This window comes from Pseudomonas sp. ADPe (genome assembly GCF_014843515.1).
Classification (GTDB): Bacteria; Pseudomonadota; Gammaproteobacteria; order Pseudomonadales; family Pseudomonadaceae; genus Pseudomonas; species Pseudomonas citronellolis.
The window spans coordinates 3,191,538-3,207,362 of the sequence record NZ_CP062122.1 but is presented as its reverse complement, the minus strand read 5'-3'; the positions used below and the strand labels follow the sequence as shown (position 1 = coordinate 3,207,362).

At 69.2% G+C, this 15,825-nt stretch carries 19 protein-coding genes; 11 read left to right on the top strand and 8 right to left on the bottom strand.

Features of this window, described 5'->3' with window-relative positions; all coding sequences use genetic code 11:
- Positions 1 to 2 precede the first annotated feature (2 nt).
- The 3 genes from cysW (at position 3) to IG194_RS14615 (ending at position 2,709) form a co-directional block, all read left to right on the top strand.
- Positions 3 to 875 carry a sulfate ABC transporter permease subunit CysW gene (cysW, locus tag IG194_RS14625; protein WP_043317421.1) on the top strand — a complete coding sequence of 291 codons (873 nt, stop codon included), beginning with the start codon at positions 3 to 5 and terminating at the stop codon, positions 873 to 875.
- Between the two features lie 3 nt (positions 876 to 878).
- On the top strand, positions 879 to 1,868 hold the full coding sequence (locus IG194_RS14620; protein ID WP_043317419.1) for a sulfate/molybdate ABC transporter ATP-binding protein: 990 nt from the start codon (positions 879 to 881) through the stop codon (positions 1,866 to 1,868).
- Positions 1,869 to 1,959: 91 nt separating this feature from the next.
- Entirely contained in the window at positions 1,960 to 2,709 is a 750-nt protein-coding gene (locus IG194_RS14615) for a sulfite exporter TauE/SafE family protein (protein WP_058488061.1), read from the top strand.
- 605 nt (positions 2,710 to 3,314) lie between these two features.
- Here IG194_RS14615 and IG194_RS14610 read toward each other — a convergent pair.
- Positions 3,315 to 3,884, bottom strand: a complete 570-nt coding sequence (locus IG194_RS14610) for a TetR/AcrR family transcriptional regulator (protein WP_043268197.1) — start codon at positions 3,882 to 3,884, stop codon at positions 3,315 to 3,317.
- Between the two features lie 98 nt (positions 3,885 to 3,982).
- Here IG194_RS14610 and IG194_RS14605 point away from each other — a divergent pair, with 98 nt between their 5' ends.
- Both IG194_RS14605 and IG194_RS14600 read left to right on the top strand, forming a co-directional pair.
- Positions 3,983 to 4,726 (top strand): SDR family oxidoreductase, encoded by a 744-nt coding sequence (locus tag IG194_RS14605; RefSeq protein WP_058070859.1) that lies wholly within the window; start codon positions 3,983 to 3,985, stop codon positions 4,724 to 4,726.
- Positions 4,727 to 4,755: 29 nt separating this feature from the next.
- Entirely contained in the window at positions 4,756 to 5,346 is a 591-nt protein-coding gene (locus tag IG194_RS14600; protein ID WP_058488060.1) for a 2-hydroxychromene-2-carboxylate isomerase, read from the top strand.
- Positions 5,347 to 5,382: 36 nt separating this feature from the next.
- On the opposite strand, the gene IG194_RS14595 is transcribed toward IG194_RS14600, so the two are convergent.
- Positions 5,383 to 5,787 carry a hypothetical protein gene (locus IG194_RS14595; protein ID WP_058488059.1) on the bottom strand — a complete coding sequence of 135 codons (405 nt, stop codon included), beginning with the start codon at positions 5,785 to 5,787 and terminating at the stop codon, positions 5,383 to 5,385.
- A gap of 129 nt (positions 5,788 to 5,916) precedes the next feature.
- Between IG194_RS14595 and IG194_RS14590 the strand changes: the two genes are divergently transcribed.
- Positions 5,917 to 6,705 (top strand): helix-turn-helix domain-containing protein, encoded by a 789-nt coding sequence (locus tag IG194_RS14590; protein WP_043268189.1) that lies wholly within the window; start codon positions 5,917 to 5,919, stop codon positions 6,703 to 6,705.
- On the opposite strand, the gene IG194_RS14585 is transcribed toward IG194_RS14590, so the two are convergent.
- Positions 6,706 to 7,230 (bottom strand): DUF962 domain-containing protein, encoded by a 525-nt coding sequence (locus IG194_RS14585; RefSeq protein WP_058488058.1) that lies wholly within the window; start codon positions 7,228 to 7,230, stop codon positions 6,706 to 6,708.
- Positions 7,231 to 7,309: 79 nt separating this feature from the next.
- On the opposite strand from IG194_RS14585, the gene IG194_RS14580 reads away from it, so the two are divergent.
- Together IG194_RS14580 and IG194_RS14575 are read left to right on the top strand one after the other, a co-directional pair.
- Positions 7,310 to 8,005: a Crp/Fnr family transcriptional regulator gene (locus tag IG194_RS14580; RefSeq protein ID WP_043315039.1), complete on the top strand. Its 696-nt coding sequence runs from the start codon at positions 7,310 to 7,312 to the stop codon at positions 8,003 to 8,005.
- 224 nt (positions 8,006 to 8,229) lie between these two features.
- Positions 8,230 to 8,994, top strand: coding sequence for a hypothetical protein (locus IG194_RS14575; protein WP_058488057.1), 765 nt, complete (start codon positions 8,230 to 8,232; stop codon positions 8,992 to 8,994).
- 18 nt (positions 8,995 to 9,012) lie between these two features.
- Here IG194_RS14575 and ppk2 read toward each other — a convergent pair whose 3' ends face one another.
- A complete protein-coding gene (gene ppk2, locus IG194_RS14570) occupies positions 9,013 to 9,900 on the bottom strand; it encodes a polyphosphate kinase 2 (protein ID WP_225617228.1) in 888 nt (295 codons plus the stop codon).
- A gap of 227 nt (positions 9,901 to 10,127) precedes the next feature.
- Positions 10,128 to 11,114 carry a magnesium transporter CorA family protein gene (locus IG194_RS14565; RefSeq protein WP_009614036.1) on the bottom strand — a complete coding sequence of 329 codons (987 nt, stop codon included), beginning with the start codon at positions 11,112 to 11,114 and terminating at the stop codon, positions 10,128 to 10,130.
- Positions 11,115 to 11,203: 89 nt separating this feature from the next.
- Between IG194_RS14565 and IG194_RS14560 the strand changes: the two genes are divergently transcribed.
- From IG194_RS14560 to IG194_RS14550, 3 genes are all read left to right on the top strand, one after another.
- Positions 11,204 to 11,476 (top strand): hypothetical protein, encoded by a 273-nt coding sequence (locus tag IG194_RS14560; RefSeq protein ID WP_058488056.1) that lies wholly within the window; start codon positions 11,204 to 11,206, stop codon positions 11,474 to 11,476.
- A gap of 61 nt (positions 11,477 to 11,537) precedes the next feature.
- Positions 11,538 to 11,771: a TIGR02647 family protein gene (locus tag IG194_RS14555; RefSeq protein WP_043268180.1), complete on the top strand. Its 234-nt coding sequence runs from the start codon at positions 11,538 to 11,540 to the stop codon at positions 11,769 to 11,771.
- Positions 11,772 to 11,903: 132 nt separating this feature from the next.
- Positions 11,904 to 14,747 carry a class I adenylate cyclase gene (locus tag IG194_RS14550; protein ID WP_064987686.1) on the top strand — a complete coding sequence of 948 codons (2,844 nt, stop codon included), beginning with the start codon at positions 11,904 to 11,906 and terminating at the stop codon, positions 14,745 to 14,747.
- Between the two features lie 40 nt (positions 14,748 to 14,787).
- On the opposite strand, the gene rnk is transcribed toward IG194_RS14550, so the two are convergent.
- The 3 genes from rnk to cyaY all read right to left on the bottom strand — a co-directional run bounded on the left by rnk (position 14,788) and on the right by cyaY (position 15,817).
- Entirely contained in the window at positions 14,788 to 15,195 is a 408-nt protein-coding gene (gene rnk / locus IG194_RS14545) for a nucleoside diphosphate kinase regulator (RefSeq protein ID WP_009614044.1), read from the bottom strand.
- 108 nt (positions 15,196 to 15,303) lie between these two features.
- Positions 15,304 to 15,504, bottom strand: coding sequence for a DUF1289 domain-containing protein (locus tag IG194_RS14540; RefSeq protein WP_058488054.1), 201 nt, complete (start codon positions 15,502 to 15,504; stop codon positions 15,304 to 15,306).
- Positions 15,482 to 15,817, bottom strand: a complete 336-nt coding sequence (cyaY, locus tag IG194_RS14535) for an iron donor protein CyaY (RefSeq protein ID WP_009614048.1) — start codon at positions 15,815 to 15,817, stop codon at positions 15,482 to 15,484. Before cyaY ends, IG194_RS14540 begins: the two co-directional genes overlap by 23 nt.
- Positions 15,818 to 15,825: the final 8 nt, after the last annotated feature.

Sequence of the window (15,825 nt, the reverse complement as noted above, 5' to 3'; positions counted from 1 at the left end):
CCATGAGTTCCGTAACGCTTTCCACCGCACAAGCGGCGAACGCCGCCCGGCGTGGCAACCCCTGGGGCCGCCGGGCGCTCATCGGCCTGGCCTGGCTGGCCTTCGCCCTGTTCCTGCTGATGCCGCTGTTCGTGGTCCTGAGCGAGGCGCTGAAGCAGGGCTTCGGCACCTTCCTCGAGGCCATCGTCGAGCCCGACGCCCTGGCCGCGCTGAAACTCACGCTGATCGCCGTGGGCATCTCGGTGCCGCTGAACCTGGTGTTCGGCGTGGCCGCCGCCTGGTGCGTGACCAAGTTCGAGTTCCCCGGCAAGAGCATCCTGGTGACGCTGATCGACCTGCCGTTCTCGGTCTCGCCGGTGATCGCCGGCCTGATCTACGTGCTGCTGTTCGGCGCCCAGGGCTACTTCGGGCCGTGGCTCAGCGACCACGACATCCAGATCGTCTTCGCCGTGCCCGGCATCGTCCTGGCCACCATTTTCGTCACCTTCCCCTTCGTCGCCCGCGAACTGATCCCGCTGATGCAGGAACAGGGCACCCAGGAGGAAGAGGCCGCGCGCCTGCTCGGCGCCAACGGCTGGCAGATGTTCTGGCACGTCACCCTGCCGAACATCAAATGGGGCCTGATCTACGGCGTGGTGCTGTGCACCGCGCGGGCGATGGGCGAGTTCGGCGCGGTGTCGGTGGTTTCCGGGCACATCCGCGGCGTCACCAACACCCTGCCGCTGCACGTCGAGATCCTCTACAACGAATACAATCACGTCGCCGCTTTCAGCGTCGCCACCCTGCTGCTGCTGATGGCCCTGGTCATCCTGCTGCTCAAGCAGTGGAGCGAGTCGCGCCTGTCCCGATTGAAAGTCAAAGCTGACGAGGAATAAGCCATGAGTATCGAAATCCGTAACGTCAGCAAGAACTTCAACGCCTTCAAGGCGCTCGACGACATCAACCTGGACATCCACAGTGGCGAGCTGGTGGCCCTGCTCGGCCCCTCCGGCTGCGGCAAGACCACCCTGCTGCGGATCATCGCCGGCCTGGAGACGCCGGACGCCGGCAACATCGTGTTCCACGGCGAGGACGTCTCGCAGCACGACGTGCGCGACCGCAACGTCGGCTTCGTGTTCCAGCACTACGCGCTGTTCCGCCACATGACGGTGTTCGACAACGTCGCCTTCGGCCTGCGCATGAAGGCCAAGAAGGAGCGCCCGAGCGAGGCGCGCATCGCCGAGAAGGTCCACGAACTGCTGAACATGGTGCAGCTGGACTGGCTCGCCGACCGCTACCCGGAACAGCTCTCCGGCGGCCAGCGCCAGCGCATCGCCCTGGCCCGCGCCCTGGCGGTGGAGCCGAAGATCCTGCTGCTGGACGAGCCCTTCGGCGCCCTCGACGCCAAGGTGCGCAAGGAGCTGCGCCGCTGGCTGGCGCGCCTGCACGAGGAGATCAACCTCACCTCCGTGTTCGTCACCCACGACCAGGAAGAGGCGATGGAAGTCGCCGACCGCATCGTGGTGATGAACAAGGGCGTGATCGAGCAGATCGGCTCGCCGGGCGAGGTCTACGAGAACCCGGCCAGCGACTTCGTCTACCACTTCCTCGGCGACTCCAACCGCCTGCACCTGGGCAACGACGAGCACCTGCTGTTCCGCCCGCACGAAGTCTCGCTGTCGCGCCAGGCGGTGGAAGCGCACCGCGCGGCGGAAGTCCGCGACATCCGCCCGCTGGGCGCGATCACCCGGGTGACGCTGAAGGTGGACGGCCAGGACGAGCTGATCGAGGCCGAGGTGGTCAAGGACCACGACAGCCTGGTCGGCCTGGCCCGCGGCGAGACGCTGTACTTCAAGCCCAAGGCCTACCAGCAGGTGGCCAATATCTGAGCCGCTGCCCGTCGAAGAAGAACCCCGCCACGGCGGGGTTCTTCGTTTGCGGCTATCCTGCCCCGCTCCACCGCCAAGGCAAGGCCCGCCCATGTTCGACTCGCTGCCCGCGCACCTGGACCTGATCGTCCTTACCTTCCTCCTCGCCGGCCTGGTCAAGGGCGTGGTCGGCCTCGGCCTGCCGACGGTGGCGGTCGGCCTGCTCGGGCTGGTGATGCCGCCGATGCAGGCGGCGGCCATCCTGGTGGTGCCCTCCACCGTCACCAACGTCTGGCAACTGGCCGCCGGGCCGCGCTTCCTCGGGCTGCTCAGGCGGATGTGGGGCCTGCTCGCCGGCATCGTCGCCGGCACCCTGGCCGTGGGCTGGTGGCTGGGCGGCGAACACTGGGCGGCGGCCACGCCGCTGCTGGGCGTGGCGCTGGTCCTCTATGCGCTGCTCGGGCTGTCGGCGAAGCGCTTCCAGGTGGCGCCGGCGCACGAGGCCTGGCTGTCGCCGCTGATCGGCCTGGCCACCGGCGCCGTCACCGCGGTCACCGCTGTCTTCGTGATCCCCGCGGTGCCTTACCTGCAGGCGCTGGGCCTGGAGAAGGACGACCTGGTGCAGGCCCTCGGGCTGTCCTTCACCGTCTCCACCCTGGCCCTGGCGCTCACCCTCGGGCAGCAGGGCTCGCTGTTGCATGCATCGGTGCTGGGAGTGTCGTTGCTGGCGCTGCTGCCGGCATTGGCGGGGATGTACCTGGGGCAGTGGCTGCGCAACCGCATCAGCCCGACGGCCTTTCGCCGGTGCTTCTTCGGGGGGTTGTTGTTGCTTGGTGCGGACCTGGCCCTGCGGGGGCTCTGAGGCCCTGGGGCTCTGGGGGCTTTTCGTAGGAGCGAGCTTGCTCGCGAATGGTGTTTCCCGGAAACATCGATACCAACCTGAACACCGCCCCTCTCCCCAACCCTCTCCCTGAAGGGAGAGGGGGCCGTTCGGCGTGCTCTGCTGTTTCAGCTCTCCCTGATGCTACGCATAAAGCCCGATACCTCCATGAGGCACGGCCTTCGCGCCGGCACGGACTAGCTCCCTCTCCCTTCAGGGAGAGGGCTGGGGAGAGGGAGCGGGCTCAAATTCAGCACCCAGGCAACCGGCGAACACCATTCACGAGCAAGCTCGCTCCTACGAAGAAACCTCATCCTCCAACCGCCGCAGCCTTGATTCCCGGCGGCTCCAGGGCTGACCTGGGCGCTGGCCATGGCCTCGGTGTATCGGCGCCAAGGAAGCACTGTCGTAGGAGCAACTGTCCTGCAAGCCGCGCCGGGGTGTTCTTCGTAGGATGGGTTGAGCTTGCGAAACCCATGCGGTTGCGCTGATGGGTATCGCTTCGCTCAACACCATCCTACGGGTCTTGTGCTTGCCGGAAGGCGTAGGAGCGGACTCCGTCCGCGATTCGCGCACAAGGCACGTCCCTACAAGGCCAATGCATCCAACCGCCGCAGCAGGAACGCTTTACTCGACTCGATGATCGCCCGCTGCGTCTCCTCGCTGGCCGTCATCCGCGCCAGCAACAACGCCCCCACGCACTGACTGAGCATCGCCCAGGCGTCCTCCGCATTCCCCAGTTCCTCCGCCCAGGCCTGCTGCAGCCCGAGCATCGCCGCCTCCACCGTGCCGCGCACCTGCTCGTCGGCGCGGGCGATGTCCGCGCCCAGGGCGGGAATTGCGCAGCCGCCGTCGACGTTCTGCACGTGGGCCAGCGTCAGGTAACGCTGCAGGCAACGCTCCAGGCGCTCGCGGCCGTGGCTGTCGCCGGCCTTGCCCAGGCGCTCGGCGCTGCGTGTCAGCTCGCGTTCGACGATGGCGGCGAACAGCGCGTCCTTGGACGGGAAGTGGTTGTAGAAGGCGCCGCCGCTCAGCCCCACCGCCTTCATCAGCGCGTCCACACCGACGCTGGCGAAGCCCTCGCGCTTGGCGATGGCGCCGCTGCTCTCCAGCAGGCGCTGGCGGGTTTCTTCCTTGTGGCTGGCTGAGTAGCGCATGGCGTGGGCTCCGGAAACGGCTTGACGGCTGCCGGAAGCATAACATAACGTTCGTTTACCAAACGATCGTTTACCCATAACGAACAGAGGAAACGAACATGAGCGCTGCCTCCCCCAACGACAAGAAAGTGGTGCTGGTCATCGGCGCCGGGGACGCCACCGGCGGCGCCATCGCCCGCCGCTTCGCCCGCGAGGGCTATGTCGCCTGCGTCACCCGCCGCTCGGCGGACAAGCTGCAACCGCTGGTCGACGCCATCCGCGCCGAGGGCGGCGAGGCCCACGGCTTCGCCTCGGACGCGCGCAAGGAGGAGCAGGTGGCGGAACTGGTGGAGACCATCGAGCGCGACATCGGCCCCATCGAAGCCTTCGTCTTCAACATCGGCGCCAACGTGCCCTGCAGCATCCTCGACGAGACCGCGCGCAAGTACTTCAAGATCTGGGAAATGGCCTGCTTCTCCGGCTTCCTCACCGGCCAGGCGGTGGCCCGGCGCATGGTCGCGCGCCAGCGTGGCACCCTGCTGTTCACCGGCGCCACCGCCGGCCTGCGCGGCGCCGCCGGGTTCGCCGCCTTCGCCGGGGCCAAGCACGGCATCCGCGCGCTGGCCCAGAGCATGGCCCGCGAGCTGGGGCCCATGGGCCTGCACGTGGCCCACGTGGTGGTGGATGGCGCCATCGACACCGAGTTCATCCGCGACAACTTCCCGGAGAAGTACGCGCAGAAAGACCAGGACGGCATCCTCGACCCCGAGCACATCGCCGACAACTACTGGTACCTGCACAGCCAGCCGCGCGACGCCTGGACCTTCGAGCTGGACCTGCGGCCCTGGATGGAACGCTGGTAATCCACAACGACAACAAAGAGGGATCACCCATGAGCAAAAGCGTCGAGTTCTACTTCGACTTCGGCAGCCCCACCTCCTACCTGGCCTACACCCAGCTGCCGGGCATCTGCGCCGCGGCAGGCGCCGAGCTGGTCTACCGCCCGGTGCTGCTGGGCGGGGTGTTCCAGGCCACCGGCAACGCCTCGCCGATCGCCGTCCCGGCCAAGGGCCGCTACACCCTGATCGACATGCAGCGCTTCGCCCGCCGCTACGGCGTGCCGCTGAAGATGAACCCGCACTTCCCGATCAACACCCTGCTGCTGATGCGCGCCGCCACCGGCGTGCAGCTGCGCCAGCCGGAACGCTTCGAGGCGCTGTTGGCCTGCGTGTTCAAGGGCATGTGGGTGGACGCCCTGAACCTGGGCGACGCGGCGGTGCTGGGCCCGCTGCTGGCCGAGGCCGGCTTCGATCCACAGGCGCTGCTGGCGCTGGCGGCGGAGCAGGAAGTGAAGGACGCGCTCAAGGCCAACACCGAGGCGGCCATCAAGCGCGGCATGTTCGGCGCGCCGACCCTGTTCGTCGGCGAGGAGATGTTCTTCGGCCAGGACCGCCTGGACTTCGTCCGCGAGGCGCTGGCCTGAAGCGAAGGGCGGCCCCGCAAGGCCGCCCCTCGCGCCTCACAGGGTATGCAGCGCGGCGGAGCGGCGCAGGCCGAAGAACTCAAGTTCGGCCAACACCCCGACCACCAGCGCCTGGCCGATCACGAAGGCGCAGCCCAGCACGGTTGGCTGCACCCAGCCGCTGGCCAGCAGGCCCAGGCTTTCCACCACCCACAGCAGGTTGACGGCGATCACCGCCCAGACGCCGGCGCGCGGCAGCACCTCGCAATTGGCCATCCAGGCCAGCACCAGGGCGAGGGGCAGCAGCAGGATGCCGGCCACCATCAGCAGTACCACGGGCAAGCCGAGCAGGCCGCTCAGCGGGTTGGCGGCCAGCGCCAGCAGCAGGCCGGTGGCGCCGCCGGCAAGGGCGTCGAGTTGCAGGGAACGGCGGAGCAGCGGGGACGGTTGCAGCAGAGTCATGGCGAATCCTCCTGAACGAAGCGCCGCCGGTCCGCGGCGCCTGGCCGAAGAATCCGCCGCGACGGGCACAGCGTCGATTACCTGCCAGGTAATGGCCTGGCCCCGGACGGAGGTCTATCGTTCGTTCCCATGGACAGCCAAACCCTCCCCGTCGGCGCCCTGCTGCGCCAGTGGCGCCAGCGCCGCCGCCTCAGCCAGCTCGACCTGGCCTGCGACGCGGACATCTCCACGCGCCACCTGAGCTTCGTCGAGACCGGCCGCGCCCTGCCCAGCCGCGAGATGCTCCTGCACCTGGCCGAACAGTTGGACATCCCGCTGCGCGAGCGCAACCGCCTGCTCGGCGCCGCCGGCTACGCGCCGGTGTATTCCGAGCGGGCGCTGGACGACCCGGCGCTGACCGTGGCGCGGCAGGCCATCGACCAGTTGCTCAAGGCCCACGAACCGAACCCGGCGATGGTGGTGGACCGCCACTGGAACCTGCTGGCCTCCAACCACGCGGTGAGCGTCTTCCTCATCGGCGTGGCCCCCGAGCTGCTCGCCGCGCCCTGCAACGTGCTGCGCATGAGCCTGCACCCGCGCGGCCTGGCGCCGAACATTCTCAACCTGGGGCCATGGAAGGCGCACGTGATGGCGCGCCTGCAGCGGGACATCGACGCCAGCGGCGACCCGCAGTTGCAGGCCCTGCGCGACGAACTCGCGCTCTACCCGGCGCCGCCCCACGAAGAGCAGGCCAGCGGCGACATGGTGCTGATACCGGTGCAACTGAACACCGAGCTGGGCGTGCTCAGCCTGATCGGCACCATCACGGTGTTCGGCACGCCGGTGGACGTGACGCTCTCGGAACTGGCGCTGGAGACCTTCTTCCCCGCCGATGCGCGCAGCGCAGAAATCCTGCGCCGGCTCACCGGCGCGGGCTGATCAGGCAGCCGCCTTGCGCTCGCGGATGCAGGTCGGCCCGGCGCGCTGTTCCACGGCGCGGCGCACCTCGTCGCGCAGGCCGAGCAGGAAGGCGGCCTCGGCGGCGACGAACAGCGGGCCGACCACCAGCCCCACCAGGTCGTCGACGAAGGCCGGCTTGCGCCCCTCGTACCAGTGGCCGACGAACTGGATCACCCAGCCCACCACGAACAGGCCGATGCCCCAGGCCAGCCAGCTGGCGGTGGAGCCCGCGGCGAGCACCGCGCCGGCCCACAACGACAGCGCCAGGAGCACGCCCATGAGCGCGCCGAAGCGCAGGTCCAGGCGCAGGTAGAACGCCAGCGCGGCCAGCGCCAGCAGGGTCGCCGGGGCCAGCAGCAGGCCGCCGGCCTCAAGACCCGGGCGCGACAGCAGCACGGCGATGGACAGGACGATCATCGGGATGCCGATGAAGTGGCTGAGGATGTTGCGGCGGTCGCGGTGGTAGGCCGCGTACTGCGCCAGGTGATCGACGAGTGTTTTCATTGTTCTGTCGTTCTCGGGCAAGGTGCTGGCATCATGGCTTGGACTGCCGTACCACTCTGTCAACTAGCCGACAAAGCCCATGCCCGACACCGCCGACTGCCTGCAACGCATCGCCTCCGGCCGCTGGTTCCAGCACCTGCCCGCCGAACTGCGCGAAGCCCTCGGCCAGGCCGCCATCGTCCGCCGCCTGCCCGCCGGGCAGCGCCTGTTCGCCCGCGGCGACGCGCCCTGCGGGCTGTATTGCGTGGTCGAAGGCAGGATGCGCGTCGGCGCGGTGGGCGCCAGCGGCAAGGAAGCGCTGCTGGCCCTGGTGGAAGCGCCCAACTGGTTCGGCGAGATCTGCCTGTTCGACGGCCAGCCGCGCACCCACGACGCCTACGCCGAAGGCCCCACCACCCTGCTGCAGGTGCCGCTGCCGGCGCTGCACGCGCTGCTCGCCGAAAAGCCGCAGTACTGGCGCGACTTCGCCCTGCTGATGAGCCACAAGCTGCGCCTGGCCTTCACCGTGCTGGAGGAACAGGCCCTGCTGCCGGCCGCCCAGCGCCTGGCCCGGCGCCTGCTGATGCTGGCCGCCAGCTATGGCGAGGCGCAGGCCAGCCAGCGCGAGCTGCACCTGCCCCAGGAACAGCTGGCGGCCATGCTCGGGCTGTCGCGGCAGACCACCAACCACCTGCTCAAGGAGCTGGAAGCCCGCGGCGTGCTGCGCCTGAGCTACGCCGGCATCGAGATTCTCGACGCCCACGGCCTGCGCCTGGCCGCGGGCGAGGAAGCATGACGCCGTCGGCGAATCACTCTTTCGATCGGTTGCAACGGCCGGCGCAGGCGCTAGCCTTTGCTGGCCCGGAGCATCGGGCGGGGCGCCAGGGGGAGCGCGCCCCGGTACGGTGACCCCTCGCAGGTAACCGGCCGGCCAGGCAAGGCCGGCGTCGTTCGCGAAACCACCCACGCCCACCACGGCGTGGCCAGGCGGCCAACAAGAACAACAGGGAAACTCCCGCCATGAACCGCAAATACCTCCTGCAGTACCTGTTCGTCTGTATTCTCACCCTCCTCGCCCTGCCCGCCCGGGCCAACCTGCCCAGCGACGAGCAACAGCTGCAGGCCATGCAGGTCGACGCCTGCCGGGCCCTGGGCAGCCTGATGCTGTTGCGCGGCGAAGGCTTCCAGGAGAACCACGCCAACCAGCTGAAGGCCGACCTGGCCGCCCTGGACGCGGCGGTCAAGAGCTACGCCAAGGCCGACGACGGCCTGCGCAAGGCCCACCAGGCGCTGCTCGCGCAGATCCAGGCCGGCACCACCTATGGTCCGAAGGAAGAGGACCTGCCCTGGACCTACCTGCCGGACCTGAGCCGCGCCCTGCGCGACTTCCTCGGCCAGGTCGAGCGCTTCGTGCCGCCGTCCGCGGCCGACGAGCTGCCGCTGTGGCAGGTGCCGGTGCGCATCGAATACCTTTCCGTGCAGTACCTGGCGCGTTCCTACCTGGGCGTGCTGGAGATCGCCCGCGAGGCGCCGCAGAGCTACCTCGGCCAGGACGAGAAGACGCTGCTGCCGCTGATCAGCCGCAGCCTCTCGCGCCTGCCGCCGGGCGCGGCGAGCGGCAAGCTGCAGATGCGCTGGAGCTACCTGGAAACCGCCCTGGGCGACATGAACAGCAAGAGCAACGCCCTGGTCAGCGCCTCCGGCCGGCCCTGGGCGCCGATCATCGTCGAACGCCACGCCCGCGAGCTGGCCGGCCAGCTCATGCAGCTCAGCCAGGCGCAGTGAGGCGGGCCCGGCGGCCCCTCAGGCCGCCGGTGCGCTCTCGCTGGCCTCGACCTGGCGCGGCAGCGGCGGCGTGGCATGCGGGCGCGCCAGCTCGTCGCGGTCCAGCTGGTCCGCCCGCCCCACCAGCAGCGGGTCGGGGGCGTGGGCGATGGCCAGGTCCTTGCCGGGGTAGTCCAGCGTGTGCAGGAAGTGGCGCAGGCAGTTCAGCCGCGCGCGCTTCTTGTCGTCGGACTTGACCACCACCCAGGGCGCGTCGGCGGTGTCGGTGTGGAAGAACATCGCCTCCTTGGCCTGGGTGTAGTCGTCCCAGCGGTCCAGCGACTGGATGTCGATGGGCGACAGCTTCCAGTGCTTGAGCGGGTCGTCGCGGCGCGACACGAAGCGCCGCAGCTGCTCCTCGCGGCTGACCGAGAACCAGTACTTGAACAGCTGGATGCCGTTGCGCACCAGCATGCGCTCCAGTTCCGGGGTCTGCTGCATGAACTCCAGGTACTGGCGCGGCGTGCAGAAACCCATCACCCGTTCGACGCCGGCGCGGTTGTACCAGGAGCGGTCGAAGAAGACCATTTCGCCGGCGGTGGGCAGGTGCTGGACGTAGCGCTGGAAGTACCACTGGCCGCTTTCCGCGTCGCTGGGCTTTTCCAGGGCGACCACCCGCGCGCCACGCGGGTTCAGGTGCTCCATGAAGCGCTTGATGGTGCCGCCCTTGCCGGCGGCGTCGCGGCCCTCGAAGAGCACCACGATGCGCTGCCCGGTCTCCTTCACCCAGCTCTGCACCTTCAGCAGCTCCACCTGCAGCTGCGCCTTGAGCGCCTCGTATTCCTTGCGCTGCAGGCGTTTGCGGTAGGGGTAGGACGCGGGCAGGCCGGCGGAGCCGGAATCCTCGTTGCTGCCGCGCGGCGCCATGGCCACGGTCAGGGCGACCGGGCCGTGGCTCTGGGCGCGGATTTCCTCGCCGCCGCGGGTCGGCGTCGGGGCCTCCAGGGCCGCGAGGACGGGCGGGTTCTTGGCATCGGGCTGCGGCATGGTCTCCTCCTGTGAGACATGGGGGCTCGGGCGAGCGCTCCCCCCACTCTGCTAGCCGCCGGGTGCGGCGATCTTGATCGATATCAAGGCCGCGCGCCCCGGCGGCGCTACAGCCAGCCGCGGAACTTGAACCAGAGGTAGGGGATGATCGCCGAGACCACCATGGCCACCAGCGCCAGCGGGTAGCCGCTGGCCCAGGCCAGCTCCGGCATGTGCTGGAAGTTCATGCCGTACACGGTGCCCACCAGGGTCGGCGGCAGGAACAGCACGGCGGCGATGGAGAACACCTTGATGATGCTGTTCTGCTCGATGTTGATCAGGCCCAGGGTGGCGTCGAGCAGGAAGGTGATCTCCGCGGACATCTTCGACTGGTACTCGCCCAGCGAACGCACGTCGCGCTCCACCGACTTCATGCCCAGGCGCGCTTCCTCGCTGATCCAGGCGTTGCCATTGCCGCTCTGGCGGAAATAGGCCAGCGGCCGGCTGACGCTGAGCAGGCTCTCGTTGAGCTTGGACAGCAGCGAGTTGGTGCGCCCCAGCTGCTTGACGATCTGCTGCAGGTCGGTCTTGGGCACGCGGGAGCGGGGCAGCTCGCCGTGGTCGGTGAAGATGTCCCGCGACAGCGTGTCCAACTGGCCCTGCACCGACTCCAGCACGTCGGCGATGCGGTCGACCACCGCGTCCATCAGGTTGACGAACAGCAGGTCGCTGGCGCCCTTGCAACCGCTGCGCTGCACCCGCGTCTCGAAGGTGCGGAACGACAGCACGTCGGCGTAGCGCACCGTCACCAGCCACTGCGGGGTGAGCACGCAGGTGACCTCGGCGGTGTTCGGCCGGTGCTCGCGGATGCCGCTGACCACCGAGGTGGTCATGTACAGCGCGCCCTTGCTCTCGTAGAAGCGCGAGGAATCCTCGATCTCGGCCATTTCCTCGCGGGTCGGCACGTCCACTTCGATGAAGGACTCCAGCAGGCGCTCCTCCTCTTCCGTGGGGTGCAGCAGGTCGATCCACAGCGTGCCCGCCGGCATGGCCGCGCCGACTTCGCCGGTGTGGCGCTGCAAGCGGTCGCCGTCGAGGGTGTAATAGGTGATCATGTCGCATCCGCGTCCTTCTGCGGCCATCCAGGTCTGCGCAGGTTGGACAACTTCCCCCGGCTGCACAAGCCCGCACGGAGCCACCCGGCATGAGCGACATCGACGACGGCGAAGAATCCTTCGCGGCAGAAACCCTGATCCAGGCCATCGAGAACCAGATCGAAAGCGGCGAGCCGGCGGCGGCCCGCGCGGTGCTCAACAAGCTGACGCTGGTCGGCTACGAGCGCGAGGAAGCCCTGGAAATGATGGCCATGGTGCTGGCCCACGAGATCCAGGCGATGCTCGCCGAGGACCGCGCCTTCGATGGCGCCTGGTACGAGAAGGCCCTGCGCGATCTGCCGCAGCTGCCCGGCGAGGAATGAGCTTGCCGAGCGCGGGGTGGCTGTGGCTAAACTGGGGCCACATCGCCACCGAGGAGTCGCCATGGCCTTCACCCAAGAGCTGGTAGCGGAACTGGAATTGCTTGCCCTGTTCGATCTCGAGAACACCCAGGCAGGCCTGAAGATCCACCATGACGCGGCCCCGACGGCCGTCGCAGCGGCCGGGCGGTTGCACGCCAAGGGCCTGATCGACCAGCCCGACGGCGGCTACCTGACCAGCCTGGGGCTGGACGCCGCCGAACACGCCCAGGTGCTGCTGAACATCCTCAAGCCCTGAACCCCGCGGCCGCCATCCATCGGCGGCCCGCCCCATTTCCTTAAGGACAGCCCCGCCGCGGTCGATATACAGTGCAGTCCATGCGGTAATGGCACTAAGCCATGACCGCCCGATAGCTGACCGCGGCAGGCCATGACCTTCACCCACGAGATTCGTCCGGACATCGACGACGGCATCGACCGCAAGGTCCTGGCGCGCCTGCGCAAGCGCTTCCTGGCGATCAACCAGGGGCGCCTGGAGCGCGCCACGGCCGCGCTGTCGAGCCGCCAGCAGCTGGTACTGCGCCTGCTGCCGCTGCTGCTGGACGTCAACCACCCGCTGCTGCCCGGCTACGTCTCCGGCGCCACCCCGGCGGGGCTGTGCGGTTTCGTCCCCGACGACGAGCTGCTGGCCGAGGCCCAGCGCCTGACCCGCTCGTTCAGCTACAAGCCGCGCCGCGGCGAGGCCGACCTGCCGATCCACGGGCTGTTCCTGATGGGCAGCCTGGGCACGGTGGCCCAGGAGGAGCGGAGCGACCTCGACCTGTGGGTCTGCCACGCCCCGGGGCTCGCGCCCGGCGCGGTGGCCGAACTGCAGCGCAAGTGCGAGCTGCTGGAGAGCTGGGCCGCGGGCCAGGGCGCCGAGGTGCACTGCTTCCTCATCGACCCGCGCGGCTTCGTCAGCGGCGCGCGCAACGCCCGGCTGACCTCCGACGACTGCGGCACCAGCCAGCACTACCTGCTGCTCGACGAGTTCTACCGCACCGCCATCTGGCTCGGCGGGCGCACGCCGCTGTGGTGGCTGGTGCCGGAATACGAGGAAGGCCGCTATCGCGACTACGTCGAGCAGTTACTGAGCAAGCGCTTCATCCGCCACGGGGAAGTCCTCGACCTCGGCCACCTGGCGCACATCCCGCCCGGCGAGTTCGTCGGCTCGGGCATGTGGCAGCTGTTCAAGGGCATCACCTCGCCCTACAAGGCGGTGCTCAAGCTGCTGCTCAGCGAGGTCTACGCCAGCGAGCACCCGCAGGTCGCCTGCCTGGCCCTGCGCTTCAAGGCCGAGGTCTACGCCGGGCGCCTGGAACTGGACGAGCTGGACCCGTACATCCTGCTTTACCGGCGCCTGGAGCAATACCTGATCGCGCGCGGCGAGCAGGAGCGCCTGGAACTGGTGCGCCGCTGCCTGTACCTGAAGGTCGGCAAGAAGCTCAGCCGCCGCCCGCAGCAGGGCCGCAAGAGCTGGCAACGCCTGCTGATGGAGCGCCTGACCGCGGCCTGGGGCTGGGACGGGCGCGTGCTCGGCCTGCTCGACTCGCGCAGCCAGTGGAAGGTGCGCCAGGTCACCCTGGAGCGCCGCGCCCTGGTCAACGAGCTGACCTACAGCTACCGCTTCCTCTCGCGCTTCGCCCGCCAGCAGCAGGCCGCCAGCGGCATCGACCCGCGCGACCTGGGCGTGCTCGGCCGGCGCCTGTACGCCGCCTTCGAACGCAAGGCCGGCAAGGTCGAGCACATCAACCCGGGCATCGCCCCGGACCTGGGCGAAGACCTCCTCACCCTCGCCCGCCTGCCCGCCGGCAACGCCGCCGAGGGCGGTTCCTGGGCGCTGTTCCCGGGCAACCTGACCGGCGCCGAGCTGGCCGACTACGCGCCGCTCAAGCGCGCCCGCGAGCTGATCGAGCTGCTGGCCTGGAGCCACCGCAACGGCGTGATCGACGCCGGCACCCGCCTGTCGCTGCAGCCCGGCGACAGCGACCTGAGCGAACACGAGCTGGGCAACCTGCTGCTCGGCCTGCAGCAGGCCATGCCCATGCCCCTGGAAGAAGTGGCCGAAAGCGCCCTGCTGCGCCCCAGCGCCCCGGCCAGCGTGCTGATCCTGGTGAACGTCGGCCTCGACCCGCTGCGCCAGCACAGCCAGGCCAACCTGCACATGACCAGCGGGCGCACCGATTCGCTGGGCTACTCCGGCATGCGCGACAACCTGGTGCTGAGCCTCGACCAGGTCACCCTGAACAGCTGGAACGAACTGCTGGTCAGCCGCTACGCCGGCCCCGGCGCGCTGCTCGACTGCCTGCGCGACTACCTCAACGCCCTGCCCGCCGACACCGCGCCGCCGCGCCTGCTGGTGCGCTGCTTCTGCCGCAACCGCGCGGCGGCCATCGCCCAGCGCGTCGAGGAACTGTTCCAGGACGCCTACGCCCAACTGGCCAGCGGCAACGGCGGGCGCTACCTGCTGCAGATCCGCCAGCAGTACCACCTGCTGCGCCTGCAGCCGGGCCAGGTCAGCCACCAGAGCCTGGCCGACCTGCCGGCCCTGCTCGAACACCTGGGCGAACGCCAGGGCGCCTACAGCCCGCTGCACCTGGACCGCCACGCCCTGGAAGGCGAGGACCTGGCGCTGCTGCTGCCGCTCGGCCGCCCCGGCTGCCTGCAGGTGTTCTACCGCCTGGACGAAGGCCAGGCCACGCTCTACCTGCTGGACGAACGCAACTCCCTGTGGCACGGCCGCCAGGCCTGCGACGACGAACAGACGCTGCTGGTGCCGCTGCAGCGTTTCCTCCAGGCCATGCTCTACCGGCGCAGCGCGCAGCTGCCGCTGGGCGAGGCGCAGCCGGTGCAGGAAATCATTTATTACGAATTGCTACCGGCCGGCCGCGGACGGGCTCGCCGGGTGGAACGCCGCCAGGCGCCGCCCAGCGCGCAGGAGCGGCCCTACTACAACGTCCAGGCGATCGTCGAGCCGGGGGCGGGGCAGCGTTCGCGCATCACCCTGTACTGCAACCACCGCGAGTTTTCCGAACTGGAGTACGGCGCCGGGCTGTTCCAGGCCGTGGCCCGGCACATCCTCGCCCAGCGCAGCGGGCAGGAGCGCTACCCCTGCTACATCACCGACCTGGACCTGTCGGCGGTGGCCGCCGAGTCGGCGCTGCAGAGCATCCATTACCTGCGCTACAAGCAGCGCCTGGAAAGCGCGCTGAACCAGGCCCTGGCCGAGGCCTGAGACCTGGCCCGGGCGGTGCGCAGCAGATCGTGACGGGCGCTCAGCGGTTGTAGTCGCCGGCGGCTTCGGGCTGATAGGTGATGTCCAGCAGGCTCAGCTTGAGGGTCTTGCCGCCCGGGGCCGGCCAGTCGATGCTCTGGCCGACGGTCAGGCCCAGCAGCGCGGTGCCCACCGGCGCGAGGATGGACACCTTGCCTTCGCCGCCGGCGTCCTCCGGGTAGACCAGGGTCAGCAGGTACTCCTTGCCGCTGCTTTCCTCGCGGCAGCGCACGGTGGAGTTCATGGTCACCACGCCCGGCGGCACCTCGTCGTGGCCGACCACGTTGGCGCGGGACAGCTCGGCTTCCAGCGCTTCGGCGGCGGGGCCGTACTCTTCCAGGCTGTCGAGCAGGCGCTCCAGACGTTGCAGGTCGAGACGGGTAACGGTGATGGACGGTGCGGTGGTCATGATGGCCGGCAGACTCCTTGGCAGTGGATCGAAAAAAGAAAAACCCCGCCCAAGGCGGGGTTTTCAGCGGACACTAACACAGTACCGCGAATAAGCAAGACCACCCGGTCAGGGGCCCGGCCACAGCGGCTTGCGGCGTGCCAGGGCGGCCTCGACTATCTGCCGCCGGCGCATGCCGTCGGCCTCGTTCCATTCGAGAATCTCCGTCAGGCTGCGCCCGCAGCCCAGGCAGACATCGCCCTCGTCCAGGCAGCAGCGCCGGCAGCAGGGCGAGGGGACCGGCGCCTCAGAGGCCGGGGAACTCGACATCCTCGCCCGCCTGCTCGAGGGTCGCCCGGTTGAGCAGCGCGCCCAGCGGCTCGCGGGTGCTGTCGCTCAGCCACAGGCTGCCGGACTCGTCGTAGTCGAAGTGGAAACCGCCGGAACGCGCCGCCACCCACAGCTGGCGCAGCGCCGGCTGGCGGCTGAGGATCAGCTGGCTGCCGTTCTCGAAGCGCACGGTCAGCACGCCGCCGGAATTCTCCAGGTCCACGTCCAGGTCACTGTCATCGAAGGCGTCTTCCACCGTGGTCTGCACCTCGTCGACGAGGTCGTGGAAACGGGCTTCGCTCATGCTGCTCATGCATTGTC

Excerpts from the sequence above, each read along its gene's own strand:
- cysW (WP_043317421.1), top strand. The coding sequence starts at position 3 with ATGAGTTCCGTAACGCTTTCCACCGCACAAGCGGCGAACGCCGCCCGG.
- IG194_RS14620 (WP_043317419.1), top strand. The coding sequence starts at position 879 with ATGAGTATCGAAATCCGTAACGTCAGCAAGAACTTCAACGCCTTCAAG.
- IG194_RS14615 (WP_058488061.1), top strand. The coding sequence starts at position 1,960 with ATGTTCGACTCGCTGCCCGCGCACCTGGACCTGATCGTCCTTACCTTC.
- IG194_RS14610 (WP_043268197.1), bottom strand. The coding sequence starts at position 3,884 with ATGCGCTACTCAGCCAGCCACAAGGAAGAAACCCGCCAGCGCCTGCTG.
- IG194_RS14605 (WP_058070859.1), top strand. The coding sequence starts at position 3,983 with ATGAGCGCTGCCTCCCCCAACGACAAGAAAGTGGTGCTGGTCATCGGC.
- IG194_RS14600 (WP_058488060.1), top strand. The coding sequence starts at position 4,756 with ATGAGCAAAAGCGTCGAGTTCTACTTCGACTTCGGCAGCCCCACCTCC.
- IG194_RS14595 (WP_058488059.1), bottom strand. The coding sequence starts at position 5,787 with ATGACTCTGCTGCAACCGTCCCCGCTGCTCCGCCGTTCCCTGCAACTC.
- IG194_RS14590 (WP_043268189.1), top strand. The coding sequence starts at position 5,917 with ATGGACAGCCAAACCCTCCCCGTCGGCGCCCTGCTGCGCCAGTGGCGC.
- IG194_RS14585 (WP_058488058.1), bottom strand. The coding sequence starts at position 7,230 with ATGAAAACACTCGTCGATCACCTGGCGCAGTACGCGGCCTACCACCGC.
- IG194_RS14580 (WP_043315039.1), top strand. The coding sequence starts at position 7,310 with ATGCCCGACACCGCCGACTGCCTGCAACGCATCGCCTCCGGCCGCTGG.
- IG194_RS14575 (WP_058488057.1), top strand. The coding sequence starts at position 8,230 with ATGAACCGCAAATACCTCCTGCAGTACCTGTTCGTCTGTATTCTCACC.
- ppk2 (WP_225617228.1), bottom strand. The coding sequence starts at position 9,900 with ATGGCGCCGCGCGGCAGCAACGAGGATTCCGGCTCCGCCGGCCTGCCC.
- IG194_RS14565 (WP_009614036.1), bottom strand. The coding sequence starts at position 11,114 with ATGATCACCTATTACACCCTCGACGGCGACCGCTTGCAGCGCCACACC.
- IG194_RS14560 (WP_058488056.1), top strand. The coding sequence starts at position 11,204 with ATGAGCGACATCGACGACGGCGAAGAATCCTTCGCGGCAGAAACCCTG.
- IG194_RS14555 (WP_043268180.1), top strand. The coding sequence starts at position 11,538 with ATGGCCTTCACCCAAGAGCTGGTAGCGGAACTGGAATTGCTTGCCCTG.
- IG194_RS14550 (WP_064987686.1), top strand. The coding sequence starts at position 11,904 with ATGACCTTCACCCACGAGATTCGTCCGGACATCGACGACGGCATCGAC.
- rnk (WP_009614044.1), bottom strand. The coding sequence starts at position 15,195 with ATGACCACCGCACCGTCCATCACCGTTACCCGTCTCGACCTGCAACGT.
- IG194_RS14540 (WP_058488054.1), bottom strand. The coding sequence starts at position 15,504 with ATGTCGAGTTCCCCGGCCTCTGAGGCGCCGGTCCCCTCGCCCTGCTGC.
- cyaY (WP_009614048.1), bottom strand. The coding sequence starts at position 15,817 with ATGAGCAGCATGAGCGAAGCCCGTTTCCACGACCTCGTCGACGAGGTG.